This is a genomic window from Hoylesella oralis ATCC 33269 (assembly GCF_000185145.2).
Classification (GTDB): Bacteria; Bacteroidota; Bacteroidia; order Bacteroidales; family Bacteroidaceae; genus Prevotella; species Prevotella phocaeensis.
Map to the genome: position 1 here is coordinate 1,459,224 of NZ_GL833119.1, position 18,974 is coordinate 1,478,197.

The window sequence follows — 18,974 nt, forward strand, 5'->3', positions numbered from 1 at the left end:
CCCGTAGAAGTATGGTCTGGTATCGATAGAACGACCGTATGCCACAGCTCTTTTATTCTTCCGGCTCGGCTTCTCCCTATGCCTGTAATGTAAAAAATATGGTAACGTAATTAGCGTTTTGTAAATAAAAAGCATTATATTTGCAAACGAATAAATCACAATCTATATAATATGAAAGAATTTTTTAAGTATGTAACTGCCACAGTTGTGGGGCTTTTCGTGTTTAGCATCGTGGTAACGATACTCTGTGTGATGAGTCTTGTGGGGATGGTTGCCGCCGATAGTTCTACTAAAAGCGTTTCTGAGAATTCTGTATTTGTACTCAATCTGGCAGGAACGATACAAGAACAAGGGGAAAATAATGTGCTTGGCCAGCTTACGGGTAACACCTTGAACAATTTGGGGCTCGACCAGATACTCTCGGGCATACGTAAGGCCCGCGATAACGACCGCATCAAAGGCATATATATCGAGGCCGGACTGCTCGAAACATCCTATGCAACGCTGCAAGAGATACGGAATGCGCTGCTTGATTTTAAGAAACACGGCAAGTGGATTGTGACTTATGCAGACACATATACGCAAGGTACCTATTACGTATCGTCGGTTGCCGACAAGATTTTTATCAATCCGCAGGGCATGCTCGACTGGCATGGCCTTTCTGCACAGCCCATGTTCATCAAAGATGTGGCTGCCAAATTCGGCATACGTTACCAAGTAGTGAAGGTAGGTGCCTATAAGAGCGCCACTGAATACTATACCGAAGAGCGCATGAGCGATGCCAATCGCCGGCAAGTTACGGCATTTATCGACGGTACATGGCGGAATGTGTGCAAAGAAGTGGCGCAAAGTCGCAAGGTAAGCGTAGATTCTTTGAATGCTTATGCCGACAGATTGCTTATTTTCGAGGGTACTGAAAACCTGAAAAAATATAAACTTGTAGACGGTCTTATCTATGCCGACAACGTAAAGACAGAAGTAAAAAAGATGCTCAAGATAGACGATGACGATGCTATAGCACAACTGTCGCTGGCCGACATGGCGAATGTACCGGAAAAAGAAACGGGCGACGAGATCGCCGTATACTTCGCACAAGGCACGATTGTGCAGAATGCAGCGGCGGGACTTTTCTCTCAAAGTGCGCAAATAGTATCTACCACGGTCTGTAAAGACTTGGAACAACTGATGAATGACGACGATGTAAAAGCCGTAGTCATTCGGGTGAACTCCGGTGGAGGCGATGCCTATGCCTCCGAGCAGATATGGCATCAGGTGGCAAAGCTCAAAACAAAGAAGCCGGTTGTTATATCTATGGGCGATTATGCGGCTTCCGGAGCTTATTATATGAGCTGCGTGGCCGATTGGATAGTAGCTCAACCGACGACACTTACGGGAAGTATCGGTATTTTTGGTGTCATTCCGGACTACAGCGGATTGGTTACACAAAAGTTAGGCGTGAAGTTCGACGAGGTTAAAACCAACAAGAACAGCGGCTTCGGTAATATTTTGGCTCGCCCGCTCAATGCCGATGAGATCGGTTATCTTACAGCTTACGTCAATCGTGGCTATCAGCTGTTCCGCAAACGTGTGGCAGACGGTAGGCGTATGTCTGTGCCCCAAGTGGAGAAGATCGCCCAAGGACACGTATGGCTTGGCCAAGATGCGCTGATAAATAGGCTGGTCGATCAGCTTGGAGGGCTTTCTACCGCCGTTACGAAGGCAGCACAACTGGCCAAGGTGAAAGAATATCATACAACAGAGTATCCTGCTGCCCCGAGTATACTTGATCAATTGTTCTCTTCTGCGACGCGTGGAAGCTACTTAGATGAACAGTTACGCACCACACTTGGTGACTTCTATGAGCCTTTTGCATTGATTCGTAAGCTCAATCAGCGCGAGGCAATTCAGGCAGAGCTGCCGTTCTATCTGAATATGAAGTAAGCCTGTCGGGCGTAAATTCGTAAGACGATATAACCGTATCGGGCGGTGAAGGGGCACGACTGCATCATGCAGCCGGTTTTGACTGTCGCCCTAATGAAGGAAAGATGAGAAGAGAAGGGGATTTCATCCATATTAAAGAGTGGTTACTTCCGCTGAGTTGGCTCTATGGCTTGGCGGTATGGTTGCGCAATCTGCTGTTCGAAATGGGCGTTCTCAAACAACATTCGTTCAGTATCCCGATCATCTCGGTAGGAAACATTACGGTGGGAGGAACGGGAAAAACGCCGCATGTTGAATATTTAGTAAAGCTCTTGAAGGATAAGGTGCAGGTGGCAGTGCTGTCGCGTGGCTATAAACGCAGGAGCAGGGGGTATGTGTTGGCAACCGATACCACAGAGGTGCGCGATATAGGCGACGAACCTTACCAGATTAAACGTAAGTTCCCCACTGCATATGTGGCGGTGGATAAGAAACGAACTCGCGGTATCGACAGGCTTACATCCGATGAACAGACGCGCAAGGTAGGCGTTATATTATTAGATGATGCGTTCCAACATCGATACGTAAAGCCCGGTATAAACATATTATTGATAGATTATCACAGGCTTGCAATCTACGACAAGTTGCTTCCGGCAGGCCGTCTGCGTGAACCGTTAAACGCAAAGAACCGTGCCGATATAGTAATCATCACCAAATGTCCGAAAGACCTAAACCCCATGGAGTTTAGGGTTCTTACTAAAACCATGAACCTCTATCCTTATCAGGAATTGTTTTTTACCACGTTAGATTACCGTTCGTTACAGCCGGTCTTTGGAGGTAAGCAGGTTGAACTTACCTCCTTGCGCGGCTATAACGTATTGTTGCTTATGGGCATAGCATCGCCTGAGCAGATGATACAGGATTTGAAACCCTTTGAAACGCATCTTGTAACGATGGCGTTCGGCGATCATCATCGCTTTACACCAACGGAAATAGGGCAGATTAACAGTAGGTTTGCAGCGATGCCTGCACCGAAGATCATCGTTACCACCGAGAAAGATGCTGCAAGATTGTACCATATCGAGGGATTGAGCGATGAAGTCAGGCGGAATATATATGCCTTGCCCGTCGATATCAAGTTCATGTTAAACAGAGAAGAAGAATTTAATTCCAAAATTATAAGCTATGTACGAAAGAATTCAAGAGACAGCATCTTGGCTAAAACAAAGAATGGTAACAAGTCCGAAAACGGCAATCATACTGGGAACAGGTCTCGGACAATTAGCTTCAGAGATAACTGAAAGCTACGAATTTCCTTACTCCGATATACCTAACTTCCCTGTTTCGACCGTCGAGGGGCACGCCGGAAAGCTTATATTCGGCCGTCTTGGAGGTAAAGACATTATGGCTATGGAAGGCCGTTTTCATTACTATGAGGGTTACAGCATGAAAGAAGTAACTTTCCCCATACGTGTTATGTACGAATTAGGTATAGAAACGCTGTTCGTGAGCAATGCTTCAGGAGGTATGAACCCCGATTTCAAGATAGGAGATATTATGATTATCACCGATCATATCAACAATTTTCCGGAGCATCCTCTACGCGGAAAGAACTTTCCTACAGGCCCCCGTTTCCCCGATATGCACGAGGCATACGACAAAGGTCTTGTGTCTATGGCCGATAAAATAGCCGCCGAGAAGCATATCCGCGTGATGCACGGCGTGTATATGGGCGTTCAAGGGCCCACTTTCGAGACGCCTTCAGAGTATCGCATGTACCATCGGATGGGAGCAGATGCTGTGGGCATGAGCACTGTGCCTGAGGTTATCGTGGCGCGCCACTGCGGTATAAAGGTGTTCGGCGTAAGCGTTATTACCGATTTGGGTATCGAAAACGCAGCCGTGGAGGTATCTCATGAGGAGGTACAGCAGGCTGCCAATCGCGCTCAACCGCTTATGACGGCGATTATGCGCGAGATGATAAGCCGCTCGTAAGTAGCGGTTAACGGAAACGAAAAGCGGGCTACGCGGGGATTGGAGCATGGTATAAGACCGATATTCGTGTAGCTTTGCATTATTAAAAAGCAATGAATGGAAATATCTAAGTTAGGTGAGTTCGGGCTGATAGACCGCCTTACCAAAAACATTAAGCCGGAAAACAGTTCTACGGTTTACGGTGTAGGCGACGACTGTGCCGTGCTTCATTATCCCGACAAGGAGGTGTTGGTTACTTCCGATATGCTGATGGAGGGCGTACATTTCGATCTTACCTACATCGACATGCAGCACTTGGGCTACAAGTCGGCCATGGTAAACATCAGCGATATATTCGCTATGAACGGTACACCGCGCCAACTCGTGGTGAATATGGCCTTAAGCAAGCGTTTCAAGGTAGAAGATACGGAAGAGTTTTATGCAGGTTTGCGTGCTGCATGCGACAAATGGCAGGTAGATATCGTGGGGGGAGATACAACATCTTCGTACACTGGTCTGGCTATCAGTATAACCTGTATCGGCGAGGCGGCCAAAGAAGATATCGTATATCGCAATGGTGCCAAGGAAACCGATCTCATCTGTGTGAGCGGCGACCTTGGTGCTGCCTATATGGGCCTGCAGCTTCTCGAACGTGAGAAAACGGTTTATTACCAGCAGGTAGACGAGGCGCGACAGAAAAATGATACGCGTACACTCGAAGAACTGAAGAGTTTCCAGCCCGACTTTGCCGGTAAAGAGTACTTGCTTCAGCGACAATTGCAGCCTGAAGCACGCGGAGATGTGGTCGAACTGTTGCGTCAGGCGAACATACATCCCACGGCTATGATGGATATCAGCGACGGACTCAGCAGCGAACTGTTGCATATATGTAAGCAAAGCGGTTGCGGTTGTCGCATTTATGAGCAGAATATCCCCATCGATTACCAAACTGCAGTGATGGCAGAGGAGTTCAATATGAACGTTACAACGTGCGCCCTCAACGGCGGAGAAGACTATGAGCTGCTGTTCACTGTGCCTATCGGCGACCACGAAAAGATAGAAAATCTTGAAGGGGTGAAGATGATAGGCCACATCACCCGTAAGGAATTCGGTGCTGTTCTTGTAAGCCGAGACAGTCAGGAGTTCGACCTAAAGGCGCAAGGTTGGGATCCGTTGCTGAAAGAGTAATGGCGGAAATCCGACGGATTTCCTTTTTATTTCTCGAGGAAAGCAGTTTTAATAAAGATAGAAACTGAATAACAATGGGCAGAGCTGCGTTCTTATTACAGTTCTGCCCGCCGATTTTATGTCTTTTTTCAATAACCTGTTTCTGCAAGGTTTGGCAACCGGTGTTCTTACATAGTACTTCTGTCCTCGTTATATAGTCTGTCTAAGTTCCTTAAACGGTCTGTCTGTGAATGGAAGACGTGGGATCGGCGAGGAGTGGGTGCCCAACCTGTAACGACTATCCGCTGTCAAAAACTTGATTAAATAAATCAAAAAAGGCAATAAGGCCGTTTCTTTTTTCTTTACTTTTGCAACAGTTAAACTAAAAATATACCATATTGTCGCAGGCTATTTACGGTCGGTAACGCGGCAAAGTTATGAAACTAAAACTTATGAAACGATTTAACCTCTTTCTAATTCTATTCATCTCGTGCCTGTGGAGCATGCCTCTATGTGCTCTAACTGTCGACGGACTGCGTGTAGAAGCTATGAAAAACCCCGATGTAATAGATGTTTCCGTGCCGCGGTTCAGCTGGATATTGCATTCGGATGAGCGTGGAACGATGCAAACAGCCTATCGTATCGTGATTACATCTGATGTCAAAGGCACACGTATCGTATGGGATTCGGGCACAGTTGCATCGGATCAGTCGGTCGGAGTGCCGGCTAACGGCGTTAAGTTATTGCCTTCGAGGCGTTATTATTGGTCTGTAACCGTAACCGACAACAAAGGTAAGAAAGCCAAATCTAAAGAAAAAGCTTATTTCGAAACCGGTTTGATGGGCTCAGGATGGAGCGGTGCCCGTTGGATCAAGGCACTCGACGCACCTCATACCGATACTGTTGCAGGAACGCATCCTGCTGATAAATACACTATAGAGGCCGACCTCACGCTTTTAAACGGGAATGCAGGCATCGTGTTCGGTGCGGTTTCGGGCGGCGACTATTGTATGTGGCAGGTCAATACCGACCTCGAAGGCGATTATCCGGTAATACGTCGCTACATATATATAAATGGTAAGCCCGAAATAAGCAACGGTCCTTACTTACAATTGACCAAGGCAGACTTGATGAACCGTGAACATCATGTAAAAATAAGTATCGACGGTTCGCGCGTAGACACCTATATAGATAATGTACTCGCAGATTCTTACACCGATAAAGACGGCAGGATCGGCAAAGGAGAGATAGGTCTACGAGTAGATAACAACGGCATTATCGACGAAACAGCTTATTTTGACAACCTTACAGTTACCGAATATGATAAGCAGGGCAGGCAAACAATTACGCTGAACGAAACGTTCGACGGGCCTTCCGATAATTTCTATGCTGCCGACATCAGGGAGGTAGGCGGCAACCGTAAGTGCTATATGCACTCCGGAAAGGGCGAAAAGCGCATGATGCAGGAACCTATGCAAGGGGCACCCATGTTTCGTAAGGCTTTCATACTTGGCAAAAAGGTAAGGCAGGCTAAACTTTATACGACCGCACTCGGTGTGTATGATGTGTTTGTGAACGGCAAACGAGTGGGACATCTGCAGGCTGATGGTACTGTACTTTATGAAGAACTCAAGCCCGGATGGACCGACTATCGCAAACGGGTGTTCTATTCGTCGCACGATGTTACCCATTTATTGGACAAAGGTGGTAATGCTATCGGCGCTGTAGTGGGCTCCGGATGGTGGCAGGGCTACATTTCACGTGGCGTGTATGGCTATCGGGCACCCGAATTTATGGCTAAATTGCTTGTTATATATACCGATGGAACTACCGAAACCATCGTTACGGACGGATCGTGGGCATGGAGTAAAGACGGTGCACTGCGCTATTCCGACATTTATAATGGCGAACAATATGATGCGCGCAAGGAGTCTGATTGGACTACAGCTCGATATACTGCCGACGGATGGCATGCCGTGGAAGCGAAGAGCGAACCTCAAATAGCCGTAGAAGCCTTTAAAGGGCCGTATGTGCAGGCACTCGAACGCTTGAAAGTGCCGGCTAAAACTACCACGATATATCAAGGTGTGAAGAACGCAGGTGCCGATTATGGCATGATAAACGTAATAAACAAGGTAGACGGAGCGGCCGGAATAACGTTGAAAGAAGGGCAAACGGCGGTGATAGACTTCGGGCAGAACTTTGCCGGATGGGTTGTGTTGTCGGTTTCGGGCAACGAGGGAACCCGCCTGCACCTACGTTTCGGCGAGATGATAAACGACGACGGAACCCTGAAGAGGGGCAATGATGGGCCGGGAGGAAGTCTATATACCGCCAATCTTCGTTCCGCCCGTGCCGAACTCTATTATACTCTTCGGGGCGAAAAGGGCTATGAAACCTATTCTCCCTCGACCACTTTCTACGGTTTCCGCTATTGTGAAATTACGGCAACAGCACCGGTTACGCTCGTTTCGGTTGTGGGGCAGCCCGTTACTTCGTCTACTATAGATGTGGGAAACGTTACGACAAGCAGCGATATAGTGAATAAACTTGTGAGCAACATAGTGTGGGGACAGCGCAGCAACCTGCTCTCTGTGCCTACCGATTGCCCGCAGCGCGACGAACGTCTGGGCTGGACAGCCGACACGCAGATATTCTCTCGCACGGGTATGTATAATGCCGATACCGAGAACTTCTACCGTAAATGGCTGATAGATATGCGAGACGGGCAGACAGATAAGGGCGGTTATCCCGACGTGGCACCCGTTGTTTGGCAGTTCAACAATAGTAATGGCGCGTGGGGCGATGCAGGTATCGTGCTTCCATGGAACCTCTATCTGATGTATGGCGACAAAGAAATGCTGACAGAACACTTTGCATCGATGGAACGCTATATGGATTTTCTTGCTGCACAGGCCGGCGACGGTTATAAGTATCAGGGTTCAGGCACGGCGTTTGGCGATTGGCTGGCCTTTGCCCCTACGGATTTGCGTTATATAAGTGTGGCCTATTACGCTTACGACGCCTTATTGATGGCAAAGATGGCGCGGGTGTTAAGTACGCGTGCCGGCGATGAATACGCCATGAAGGCAAAGAAATACGAACAACTCTTCGAGGCAATTAAGACAGAGTTTCAAAATCGCTATTTTGCACAGGGCGTTCCGAGCCAGCAGAGCCAAACTGCATACCTGCTTGCGCTGAAGTTCAATCTTTGTAAAGATGCCGCCCAGCGGCAAGATGTGGTGGAAAGACTGCGCCGACTTATTACGGAGAATAACGAAACATTGAGCACCGGTTTCGTTGGAACGGGCATTATAAGCCCGACACTCTCGGAGTTCGGGCTCAACGATAAGGCTTATAATCTGCTTTTGCAGCGCCGTTGTCCGTCGTGGCTTTATAGTATCGATCAGGGTGCCACGACCGTGTGGGAGCGATGGAATTCGTACACGGTAGACAAAGGTTTCGGGCCTATCGAGATGAATTCGTTCAACCATTATGCCTATGGGGCCGTGGGAGAGTGGTTATACCGCTTTGTAGCGGGTATAGAAACCGATGAACAGCAGCCCGGCTTCAAGCATATAGTGCTGCAACCTACGCCGGATACCCGTACTACACTGCCGAGCGGGCAGGAACGTATCACCTCCGCAAGGGCATCGTACACGTCGAATTATGGCGAAATCGTGTCGGAGTGGTCTGCCCAGAACGGCAATGCAGCGACGTATAACGTTACGGTTCCTGCCAATACCACGGCCACCTTGTATCTCCCTGCGGGCACTTCGAGCGTCATACATGAGGGAGATATCGCAGCTGAAAGGGCAAAAGGCGTGTCTTTTAAGGGCTTCTACGAGGGAAAGGCCGTTTATGAACTCGGTTCGGGTAGTTATCATTTCAAAGTTTCAAATATGATATTGAGAGAATAGTTAGTCAATTGTTTAGCACTAAAGTTAACTAATGGTTTAGACAAAGGCCAGTCGTGGCCGATATGGATTTTAGTTTATATAACATTGGTTTGAGGGGGAATGCCCTATGCGAATAGAGCATATCCCCGTTTTTATTCTCGTATGTTCGTGGTGCGAACGTTTTGTGCACCGCATGTTTCTATGGTTTTGTTCGATTGTCGGAAATGTTTGTTGAATACGGCATGTCGCTATATTCGGGATAGAGTGCTGCTTTATCTCGGACGGAACGGCCTGATAATGCCGGTAGACAGGCATCATAACAGCAATACATTGATGCTTTAACACCCCCGGAATATAATCATAACTGAAGAATTGTGGACAAGGAACCCGACAAAATGATACGTCTATCTCATATACCTTGTATATAATATAAGGTGAGAGTTGCTTAGTAAACATTTCAGACAGTCTTTATTCTGCATAAAGAGTTTATTTTTGTTAAAAATGTGCTATGCAATCGTTTTTCTTGCATAATATTTTTTTTAATAATTAAAGTTTGTTACATTTGCTGAATGGATATGCTATAACCTATTTATGAATAGAGAGCAAATATAGCGAACAAATAATTTACCGGCTGGCACCACCGTAACTAAAAACTTTGAATACCTCGAATATCATTATAAATTGCACGCTTATGAATGAATAAATCTATTTTTTCGACCTTTCGTCGATTAAGTCTACAAATCTTTATATTTATTTTTAACACTTAAATTCCATGACTAAAGAAGAAACGAAACTTAAGAAAGCGATACGTAGTTCGCTTTTGTTTCTTTCCGCATGTGCCTTTGTTCATGCAGTACCTGCATATGCAACGGGCGGTGGATCGAAACTGTTGGCAACATCTCAGGTTGCCCAACAGGCAAATAATGTTACAATTACGGTCGTAGATCAGAATAACGAGCCCATCATCGGTGCAAGTGTATTGGTGGTATCTACGAAAGAAGGCGGTGCTACGAATGCCGACGGACAGTGCACTATCCATGCTAATCCGGGCGATAAGCTACAGATTTCATACATCGGTTATACCCCGCAGACCGTTACGGTGGGCAATAGTCCGGCAATGGTTATAACGCTTGGCGAAGACAGAGCTATGCTCGATGAGGTTGTTGTGGTAGGTTACGGTACGATGCGCAAGTCGGATGTCACCGGTTCAATTGCTGTTGCCAAGGGTTCCGATATGCTCAAAGCGCAGAACTTCAGTGCTCTTGATAACCTTCGCGGTAAGGCTTCGGGCGTTAATGTATTCTCCAATTCCGATCAACCGGGCGTTTCAGCGCCGCGTGTTATTATACGTGGTATGGCTACCATTAATGCCTCTACGTCTCCGCTCTATGTTGTAGACGGCGTAGTGATGAATAATTTTGCCCTTGTGAACCCGAACGACATCGAATCTATGGAGGTGCTGAAAGACGCATCTGCCACGGCTATCTACGGTGCCCGAGGGGCCAATGGCGTTATTATGGTAACAACTAAGCGCGGTTTGAAGGGTGCAGAAGGTACGAAGGTGAGCTATCAAGGATCGATAAGTTTACGCCATATTGCACGTAAGATGGATGTGCTGAATGCTCAGGAGTGGTGCGATGCCTTTATGAAAGGTCTGGAGAACGAGAATACCTATCAGGGGAAGAACTGGAGTCTCGACCGTACGTACTGGTTCCGCGATACCCGTTACTTCGATTCGAACGGTAATCCGCTGTATAATACCGACTGGCAGGACGAGGCAACCCGCACGTCTGTATCGCACAACCACCAGATCAACATTCAGCAGGCAGGCAAAACTTCATCCGTAGGTGCATTCCTTAACTACAGCGATTATCAGGGAATAATGCTCAACACATGGTCTAAACGTGTGAGTGGCAAGCTGGCTTACGATGCTAACCCTACCAATTGGCTTACCACGAACGTAAACCTAATGGTAAATCACATGTGGAGTCGCTATACTGATGAGACCAGCGGAGGGCAGGAGGCACGCCGAACAATGATAGAAATGCTCCCTTGGTTGCCCGTACGTGATACGGATGGTAACTATACAACGTCTACTTCGCCGTCGCAGATGTCGGAACTTTTCGGTTTCGAGGGAATGTCGAACCCTGTTATGATATTGGATTTGCAGAAACGTTTGTACTACAATACGCAGATGTTCGGCAATGCCGCCTTTACTTTCCATCTGCTTCAGGGGCTCGATTTGAAAACTCAACTCGGTCTCGACTGGCACAATATCGAACTCAGGCGTTATGCTTCGCGCGATTTGAACAACATTGCACAGTCGGATCAGGGTATTGCCGAGAACGATCGTTATAGGAACCTTTACTGGCAGGAGGAGACCTACCTTACTTATAATAGGACTCTGAACAAGCTACATCGTTTGAACGGCATGTTCGGTATGTCTTGGCAAGGCTATACTTCGCGCCGTAATTATTCGGAAACCAAAGGGTTCGACGATGATTTCTTCGAGGATAACAACATGGGGGCAGGCAAAGTACCGAGCCCGCCCGATTCGAATTTCGACGAATGGTATATGAACTCTTACTTCCTCCGCTTAGCTTATACGTACAATGACCGTTACTCTGCTACCCTTACAGGGCGTGTAGACGGTTCTTCGAAGTTCGGTAAAGATAATCAATATGCCTTTTTTCCGTCGGCAGGTCTGGCATGGATTGCTTCTGAAGAGAACTTCTTGAAAGACGTGAGCTGGCTTAGTAACCTGAAACTCCATACGAGTTACGGTCTTACAGGTAATTCCGAGATCGGTACTTATAGGTCTTTGGCACGTTTGTCGGTCGGTACGTTGCTCTTAAATGATGCACGTTCCTCTTATGCATATTTGAGTTCGATGCCTAATCCTAACCTAAAATGGGAGAAAACAGGGCAGTTTGATATCGGTTTCGAATTGGGTTTATTGAACAATGCCCTTAATTTCGACATCTCTTATTATTATAAGAAGACCACCGATTTGTTACTTGATTGTCCCGTACCTCATTCAACTGGTTTCCAAAGCATATACAAGAACATCGGTTCGGTGAAGAATTCAGGACTCGATATTATGATCAATGCTTATCCTATACGCAGTAAAGACTTTACGTGGAATTCTACTCTAAACCTGAATTATAATAAGAATAAGATTCTTCACCTTGGCGATAACGACGAGGATATAGAGATTTTAGGCTGGGTAGGAGGCTCTGAAGGCATCTTACGTGTAGGTGAAAGCATGGGTAGTTTCTATGGTTATGAGCGTTATGGCATATGGACGAAAGAAGATTATGCGGCAGGTAAGTGCAATCTTAACCAAGTAGGTCGTCCGCATCGTTCGGATTCAAAGACGATACTCGGTAAAGGTATTCCCGATTGGACTGGCAGCTGGACCAATACTTTCAACTATAAAAACTGGGATCTTACACTCGATATGCAGTTCGTAATGGGTGTAGAGACCATGCAGCAGTTCTATCATCCGACCTATGACCGCTTTGGTATCACCAACGGACTTACTAGTGTACTATACGATGCTTATAATGGTAGCAACCCCGGGACTATGGAACAAATGATCTATCTCTGCAATAGCGGCCATGCAGGTCAGGATACTACCGTAGATTCAAGTTGGATTTGCGACGGTTCTTACTTGCGTTGCAACATGCTTCAGCTTGGCTATACCTTTACTCCGACGGCCATGAAGAGCATCGGACTGAATGCTTTGAGACTGTATGTGAGTGCGAATAACCTGTTTCTGATTTGCTCGAAAGACTTCAAGGGCTACGATCCGGAGTCCACATCGCAGAGCAGTAAGTTCGGTCAGAACATGACATTCTACTCTTATCCGAGGGCAAGAACGTTCACATTAGGTGTAAATGTAACATTTTAATTTATCTTAATTCGATTATACATTATGAAAAAGATATTTTTATTTTCGGTCTGTATAAGTGTTCTCTTGGCATCTTGTAGCGACTTCTTAGAGGAAAAACCTAAGTCTTTACGTACGATGGGAGACTTTTATAAGACAGAAGCACAGGCGACAGCCAATGTAAATACCTTGTATAGAAGTGGCGCTGTTACTCAAATATCGAGCGCTCCGAGTGCTTATATCGGCTCTTTTGCAACGGTTCCGGGCATGCTTACCGGTTATTTCAGCAACTCTTATGAGGGGCAAGAGTCGGTTTGTATGTATTCAAGACTGCTCACCCGTCAGGAACAGACCAACAATGTATCGAGCACAATGGACGGTGTGTGGGACGGATGTTATGGGGCTATCAACATTGCCAACGGCGCCATCAAGCATATACCCGATATTTCGATGACGGAATCTGTAAAGAATACGCTTGTTGCAGAGGCGAAGTTCTTCCGTGCATTCAACTATTTTTTCCTTGTAAAGATATTCGGCGACATTCCTTTATCTGTGGAACCTTACGAAAGTATGGATAACATGGAGCTCTCGCGTACATCGGTTGCCGATGTTTACACGCAGATAGAGAAAGACCTTACCGAGGCTATAGCCGTGTTGCCTGCTGCAACTTGGCAGGCTACAAGCCACAGAATTACGAAGTATGTGGCCGAACAAACGCTCACAGCGGTCTATATGCAACAAGGAAAGTATGCAGAGGCCGCCGCTACAGCTAAGGATATCATCGGCTCGGGACTGTATTCGCTTACGCAAAATACGGATAATGCCTTGAACAGTGCATACAACAAACTGCGTACTACCGATGATCTGGCCGAGGTAATCTATGCAGTTGAATACAATGCTTCGATTAGTACCAGCGATTGGCGTCCTACTTATGCGTTCACTTCATCGGCTACAGCTGTGTTCAGTCTTTATTCTATCTACGAAAGAGTGTACGGGCCGAATGCACGTTTCCTTAATGTGTACACTGCAAACGACCTTCGCGGACAGGAAAAACAGTTCTTCGCGACGACTTATACCAATCCTAATAATGGCAAAACATGGACAGCTCCCGATGCCGATCACAAGGGATGTTGGTATTATTTCGACGAAGAAGCCAACTTAAATACAGGTAAAGGCACTAAAGATTGGAATATCTATCGGTATGCGGAGACGCTGCTTGATGCCGCCGAATGTATCGTTCAGAGCGGCGGAAGCGTAACTGCAGAGGCGGCAGGTTACTTGGCTCAGGTGCAATCACGTGCCCTCGGACAGTCTGTAGCAACGCTTACAACGAGTTTACAAAGTCTCTCTAAGGATGATTTTATTCATGCATGTTGGACGGAGAGGTTGCGTGAATTCCCGTTAGAGTATAAGATTTGGGACGATTGTTTGCGCACGAAGATGTTCCCGAACGTATCTTCTACCACCCAAGGTTCGGTTACCTACGAAAATCTTGTAGGCGCTACGAACGGATCAGGTGCCGTGTTTAAAGAGTCTGACCTACTGTGGCCGCTCTCTTTGAACGAGATGCAGCGCAACAAGAACCTGCGCCCGCAGAACACAGGTTATGCAGATCACAATTAAACCTGTTTGTGAGATTTAACATATAATATAAGAACAGAATTGGGGCGAATACAATATATCGCCCCTTTTCCGGTTCTCTTAAAAGACTATTTTTATTACTTATAAACCATAACGCATGAAGAAAATCAAACTCTTTGCGTTGTTTTTGGGTGCTATGTGTATGTTTTCGTTGCACATGTCTGCCCAAAAAGACTACGCATCTTATGTAAATCCGTACATCGGTTCGGGTGGTCATGGCCACGTGTTCGTAGGAGCAAATGTGCCATTCGGTGCCGTTCAGCTCGGTCCTTCTAATATCTATAAAGGATGGGACTGGTGTTCAGGCTATCATTACAGCGATAACATCATCATAGGCTTTAGCCATAATCACCTGAGCGGTACGGGATGTGCCGATTTGGGCGACGTAAGTCTGATGCCGTATTCGGGTTCTTTGCGTACTGCGCGTGGCGAACAAGGCAATATAGAGGGTGCTGCATCATCGTATTTCAGGCATGATAACGAGAAAGTTATGCCCGGATATTACGCCGTAAAGCTCGATAATGGGGTAGAAGCAGAGCTTACTGCTACCGAAAGAGTGGGCATGCACCATTACAAGTATACGGCTCCGGGCGATGCACGCGTGCTTATCGATCTTGTCAACGGTATCGGCAACCGCACTTACGAGGCCTACGTGCGTAAGGTAGACGATACCACCGTGGAGGGTTATCGTTTCGTCAACGGCTGGGCACCGCGCCATAAAGTGTTCTTCTATGCCAAGTTCAACCGTCCCATCAAGCGCCTCGATACATTTTATAACGATACTCCGTCGGGACAAGACGAGCTTCAGGGACGCGATGTAAAGGCCGTTGTAACGTTTGATAGCGGTGTAAAAGACGTGCTTGTAAAGGTGGCTATCTCGTCTGTAAGTTGTGCCAATGCCAAGATGAATATGGAGGCTGAGCTGACAGGATGGGACTTTAATGCCGTTAGAAGTACTGCCTTAGATAAATGGAACCGTGTTCTATCGACGATAGACATACAGGGTAACGATAAGCAAAAGCGTATCTTCTATACCGCTATGTACCATGCATTTATAGCACCTAACCTATATTGCGATGTCAATAAGGATTTCCGTGGCATAGATGACAGGATATATACCGGTAACAAGTTCCTTAACTATACCACTTTTTCCACATGGGATACTTACAGAACCCTGCATCCTTTGTTCACTATCATTGCCAAAGACAGGGTTCCGGATATGGTTAATGCCATGCTAAGCATATACGATCAGAACGGTAAACTACCCATCTGGCCGCTCTATGCGGGCGAAACAAACTGCATGCCCGGCTACAGTTCGGTGCCTATCATTGCCGATGCTTACCTGAAGGGCATAGGCGGATTTGACGCAAACATGGCACTCGACCGCATGATAGCTACTGCAACGTACAGCAAGCAGAACGGTATACCGGAGTTCATGAAGTATGGTTACATCCCTGCAGATAAGAAAGGAGAGGCTACTTCCATAAACCTTGAGTACGCAGCCGATGACTGGGGGCTCGCTCTGATGGCTAAGAAGATGGGACGAACAGACGTTTATAATACCTTCATCAAACGGGGTATGTCTTACGAACTGCTTTTCGATAAGAAGATAAACAAGGTTCATCCGAAGATGTCTGATGGAAGTTGGTACGAACCATATAATCCCTTCCTTGCCAATCACCGCGATAATGTGGGCGATTTTACCGAGGGTAACGGCTGGCAATATACCTTCATGGTGCCACAGAACCCCGAAGGACTCGCGGCATTGCATGGGAGCGACGATGCTTTTATTAAGAACCTCGACGAACTCTTCGTAGCTGAAGGCGACTTAGGCGAGGGGGCTCCCCCCGATGTGTCGGGCATGGTGGGCCAATATGCACAGGGTAATGAACCCAATCACCATATACCTTATTTATATGTATATGCCGGTGCGCAGTACAAAACGGCCGTTCGTGTGCGCTCTTTGCAGGATATGTTCTATAAAGACGAACCGGATGGCTATGCCGGAAACGAAGACTGTGGCCAGATGTCGGCATGGCATATCATGTCGGCACTGGGTTTTTATCAGGTTAACCCGTCTAACGGTGTGTATGTATTCGGCAGTCCGTCGTTCAAAAAAGCAACGATTAACCTGCCGGGAGGTAAGAAGTTCGTCGTTAATGCGGCCAACAATAGCGATCAGAATGTATATATACAGTCGGTAAAGCTGAACGGGAAGCCCTATCAGAAGGCTTTCGTTACCTATCAAGACATCATGAAAGGCGGCACGCTCGACTTCACTATGGGCAGCAAGCCTAACAAAAACTTCGGAAAGGCAGTTAAAAATCGTCCCGTAAGTGCAAAATAAAAAAGGCGAAGAGAGTACAAGTAGAATCGTATCAAGCTATAACTGTCAGCCATATACGGTCTGTCTTGCACTCTTTTCCCTTTATTTTTTCATTCGATTTCGTCACCTGTTTCGGAGACAGTTTCTCTGTCTATTCTTTTATTTACTGATAAAATAAAGGTGTTGATTGATTATTTTTCGCGTCTCTACCGTTAATGTATACCTTTGTGGAGAGCTCAGAACAACGATCATAAACATTAAAAAACATTGAAGTATGAATAAAAGAAGCAAGTTATGGATGATAACCATTAGCATATTGGCATTGGTATCATGCTCTACAGACGATATTTTGAACGACGACAGCAATAGTACAAATCCTACGAATTCTACGGGAACGGATTCCTCATCATCTGGCAGTACCCCTACTACAGCCGGCGATCTCGCCACATTTACTATAGCTGTAGACTCTACGGACCTGTCGGAAACGGAAACTATTCCCTCCGATGACGAGGATTACTTGGAAAACAATAGCTTTACTTCTACGATAAGTATCGTGTATAACGGTACCTCCGCGTCTTATTCGGGCAGTGTAACAGGAGTGACGGTAGATATAGATGGGGCCGACGTAACGGTAAATTCCACGGTTAAGGGAGTAAACTACGTGTTGAGTGGCAGTACTTCTGACGGCTCATTTAAGATGTCTACGGGCGATAATGATAAGAAATTCGAGTTGACTCTCAACGGTGTAAGCATTAAAAACAGCGATGGTCCCGCCATTAATATACAAGTAGGCAAGCGCTGCTACGTAAACCTTGCGGTCGGAACTACCAATACTATCAGCGACGGAACATCGTATGCATCGAGTTCCGAAGACCAAAAAGGCACGCTGTTCAGCGAGGGTGAGCTCCTTTTCAGCGGCACCGGAAAGCTACGTGTCTCTGCTAATGCGAAGGCAGGTATAGCGTCTGACGATTATATAATGATACGTCCGAATACCAATATCTATGTAATGTCTACCGCAGGGAACGGTATCAAGGCTAACGACGGTATTCTCATTAAGGGCGGTGTTATCAATGTAGAGACGACGGCAACGGCATCTAAGGGACTTTCTTCCGACGGTTATGTACAGATAGACGGCGGGCGTACCACCGTTATTACGACAGGCGGAGGAGAATACGACAGCAGTGATAACGACGTAAGTGCATGTGCCGGCGTGAAAGCAGACAGCACATTAACGATGAATGGGGGCGAACTATATTGTAAAAGTACGGGTTCTGGAGGTAAAGGAATTAGTGGAGATCAGCAGATTATCATCAATGATGGAACCGTAAAGGTTATAACTTCGGGCAGCACCTATACCTATAACAGCAGTCTCGACTCTAAGCCAAAAGGCATAAAAGCCGATGGCGACATCGCTATCAATGGTGGAAGTGTGACGGTAAGGGCCACTGGAGGCGAAGGAGCCGAGGGAATTGAGAGCAAAGGAGATATGACCATCACGAGCGGTTCCATAGAAGTATATGCTTATGATGATGCGTTGAACTCTGCTGGAAACCTTTATATGAAGGGCGGATGGGTATATGCGTTCTCGACAAACAATGACGGTCTCGATGCTAATAAGAATTTGTATATGGAAGGGGGAACTACTGTAGCTTACGGAGCTGCAGCTCCTGAGGTCGGTCTCGATGCTGCCGAAGGTTACAATCTCTATGTTAACGGTGGTACGTTCGTAGCTGTCGGCGGCGGTACAACCTATCCTGCGAGCAGCAGTAAGCAGCCTTCAATTGTCTATGGAGGTAGTGTTGCCAGCGGTACAACGTTGGCTCTCAACAGCAGCAGCGCCAATATTCTGACTTTTGAAATGGGACGTTCTTATAACGGGACGGCAGTGTTCCTAATTTCTTCGCCGAGTTTGAGCACGGGAAACAGCTACACTATCAGTTCCGGAGCTACTGCAACGGGCACAGATTGGCACGGTTTGATTACAGAAGCCACACTGTCTTCTTCCGGAAGTACTGTTGCCACCATCTCTTCGCTTGCCTCTCCATACTCTTCGGTAGGCAGTTCTACGGGCGGTATGGGCGGAAACGGAGGCAGACGATGGTAATAGAACGGGCCGTTCCGAACGGCCTGTTTTTTGCTTTTGCACCATTTG

9 protein-coding genes are annotated in these 18,974 nt (G+C 46.7%); all 9 read left to right on the plus strand.

The features are described from left to right. The first annotated feature begins 171 nt into the window (after positions 1-171). Positions 172-1,941, plus strand: coding sequence for a signal peptide peptidase SppA (sppA, locus tag HMPREF0663_RS08575; protein ID WP_004370044.1), 1,770 nt, complete (start codon positions 172-174; stop codon positions 1,939-1,941). A gap of 104 nt (positions 1,942-2,045) precedes the next feature. After that, positions 2,046-3,221: a tetraacyldisaccharide 4'-kinase gene (gene lpxK, locus HMPREF0663_RS08580; RefSeq protein WP_004370045.1), complete on the plus strand. Its 1,176-nt coding sequence runs from the start codon at positions 2,046-2,048 to the stop codon at positions 3,219-3,221. Further along, positions 3,106-3,915, plus strand: a complete 810-nt coding sequence (locus HMPREF0663_RS08585; RefSeq protein WP_072873644.1) for a purine-nucleoside phosphorylase — start codon at positions 3,106-3,108, stop codon at positions 3,913-3,915. The genes lpxK and HMPREF0663_RS08585 overlap by 116 nt, the downstream gene beginning before the upstream one ends. 96 nt (positions 3,916-4,011) lie before the next feature. Further along, a complete protein-coding gene (gene thiL, locus HMPREF0663_RS08590; RefSeq protein ID WP_004370047.1) occupies positions 4,012-5,082 on the plus strand; it encodes a thiamine-phosphate kinase in 1,071 nt (356 codons plus the stop codon). Positions 5,083-5,498: 416 nt separating this feature from the next. Further along, positions 5,499-8,981, plus strand: a complete 3,483-nt coding sequence (locus HMPREF0663_RS08595; RefSeq protein ID WP_004370048.1) for an alpha-L-rhamnosidase — start codon at positions 5,499-5,501, stop codon at positions 8,979-8,981. A 751-nt stretch (positions 8,982-9,732) separates the two neighbouring features. Then, positions 9,733-12,873, plus strand: a complete 3,141-nt coding sequence (locus tag HMPREF0663_RS08600; RefSeq protein ID WP_004370050.1) for a SusC/RagA family TonB-linked outer membrane protein — start codon at positions 9,733-9,735, stop codon at positions 12,871-12,873. Between the two features lie 24 nt (positions 12,874-12,897). Then, the gene (locus HMPREF0663_RS08605; RefSeq protein WP_004370051.1) at positions 12,898-14,475 is read left to right on the plus strand and encodes a RagB/SusD family nutrient uptake outer membrane protein; all 1,578 of its coding nucleotides are present in this window, start codon (positions 12,898-12,900) and stop codon (positions 14,473-14,475) included. A gap of 115 nt (positions 14,476-14,590) precedes the next feature. Then, entirely contained in the window at positions 14,591-16,840 is a 2,250-nt protein-coding gene (locus HMPREF0663_RS08610) for a GH92 family glycosyl hydrolase (protein WP_004370052.1), read from the plus strand. Positions 16,841-17,093: 253 nt separating this feature from the next. Beyond that, positions 17,094-18,926, plus strand: coding sequence for a carbohydrate-binding domain-containing protein (locus HMPREF0663_RS08615; protein WP_004370053.1), 1,833 nt, complete (start codon positions 17,094-17,096; stop codon positions 18,924-18,926). Positions 18,927-18,974 lie beyond the last annotated feature (48 nt).

Excerpts from the sequence above, each read along its gene's own strand:
- sppA (WP_004370044.1), top strand. The coding sequence starts at position 172 with ATGAAAGAATTTTTTAAGTATGTAACTGCCACAGTTGTGGGGCTTTTC.
- lpxK (WP_004370045.1), top strand. The coding sequence starts at position 2,046 with ATGAGAAGAGAAGGGGATTTCATCCATATTAAAGAGTGGTTACTTCCG.
- HMPREF0663_RS08585 (WP_072873644.1), top strand. The coding sequence starts at position 3,106 with ATGTACGAAAGAATTCAAGAGACAGCATCTTGGCTAAAACAAAGAATG.
- thiL (WP_004370047.1), top strand. The coding sequence starts at position 4,012 with ATGGAAATATCTAAGTTAGGTGAGTTCGGGCTGATAGACCGCCTTACC.
- HMPREF0663_RS08595 (WP_004370048.1), top strand. The coding sequence starts at position 5,499 with ATGAAACTAAAACTTATGAAACGATTTAACCTCTTTCTAATTCTATTC.
- HMPREF0663_RS08600 (WP_004370050.1), top strand. The coding sequence starts at position 9,733 with ATGACTAAAGAAGAAACGAAACTTAAGAAAGCGATACGTAGTTCGCTT.
- HMPREF0663_RS08605 (WP_004370051.1), top strand. The coding sequence starts at position 12,898 with ATGAAAAAGATATTTTTATTTTCGGTCTGTATAAGTGTTCTCTTGGCA.
- HMPREF0663_RS08610 (WP_004370052.1), top strand. The coding sequence starts at position 14,591 with ATGAAGAAAATCAAACTCTTTGCGTTGTTTTTGGGTGCTATGTGTATG.
- HMPREF0663_RS08615 (WP_004370053.1), top strand. The coding sequence starts at position 17,094 with ATGAATAAAAGAAGCAAGTTATGGATGATAACCATTAGCATATTGGCA.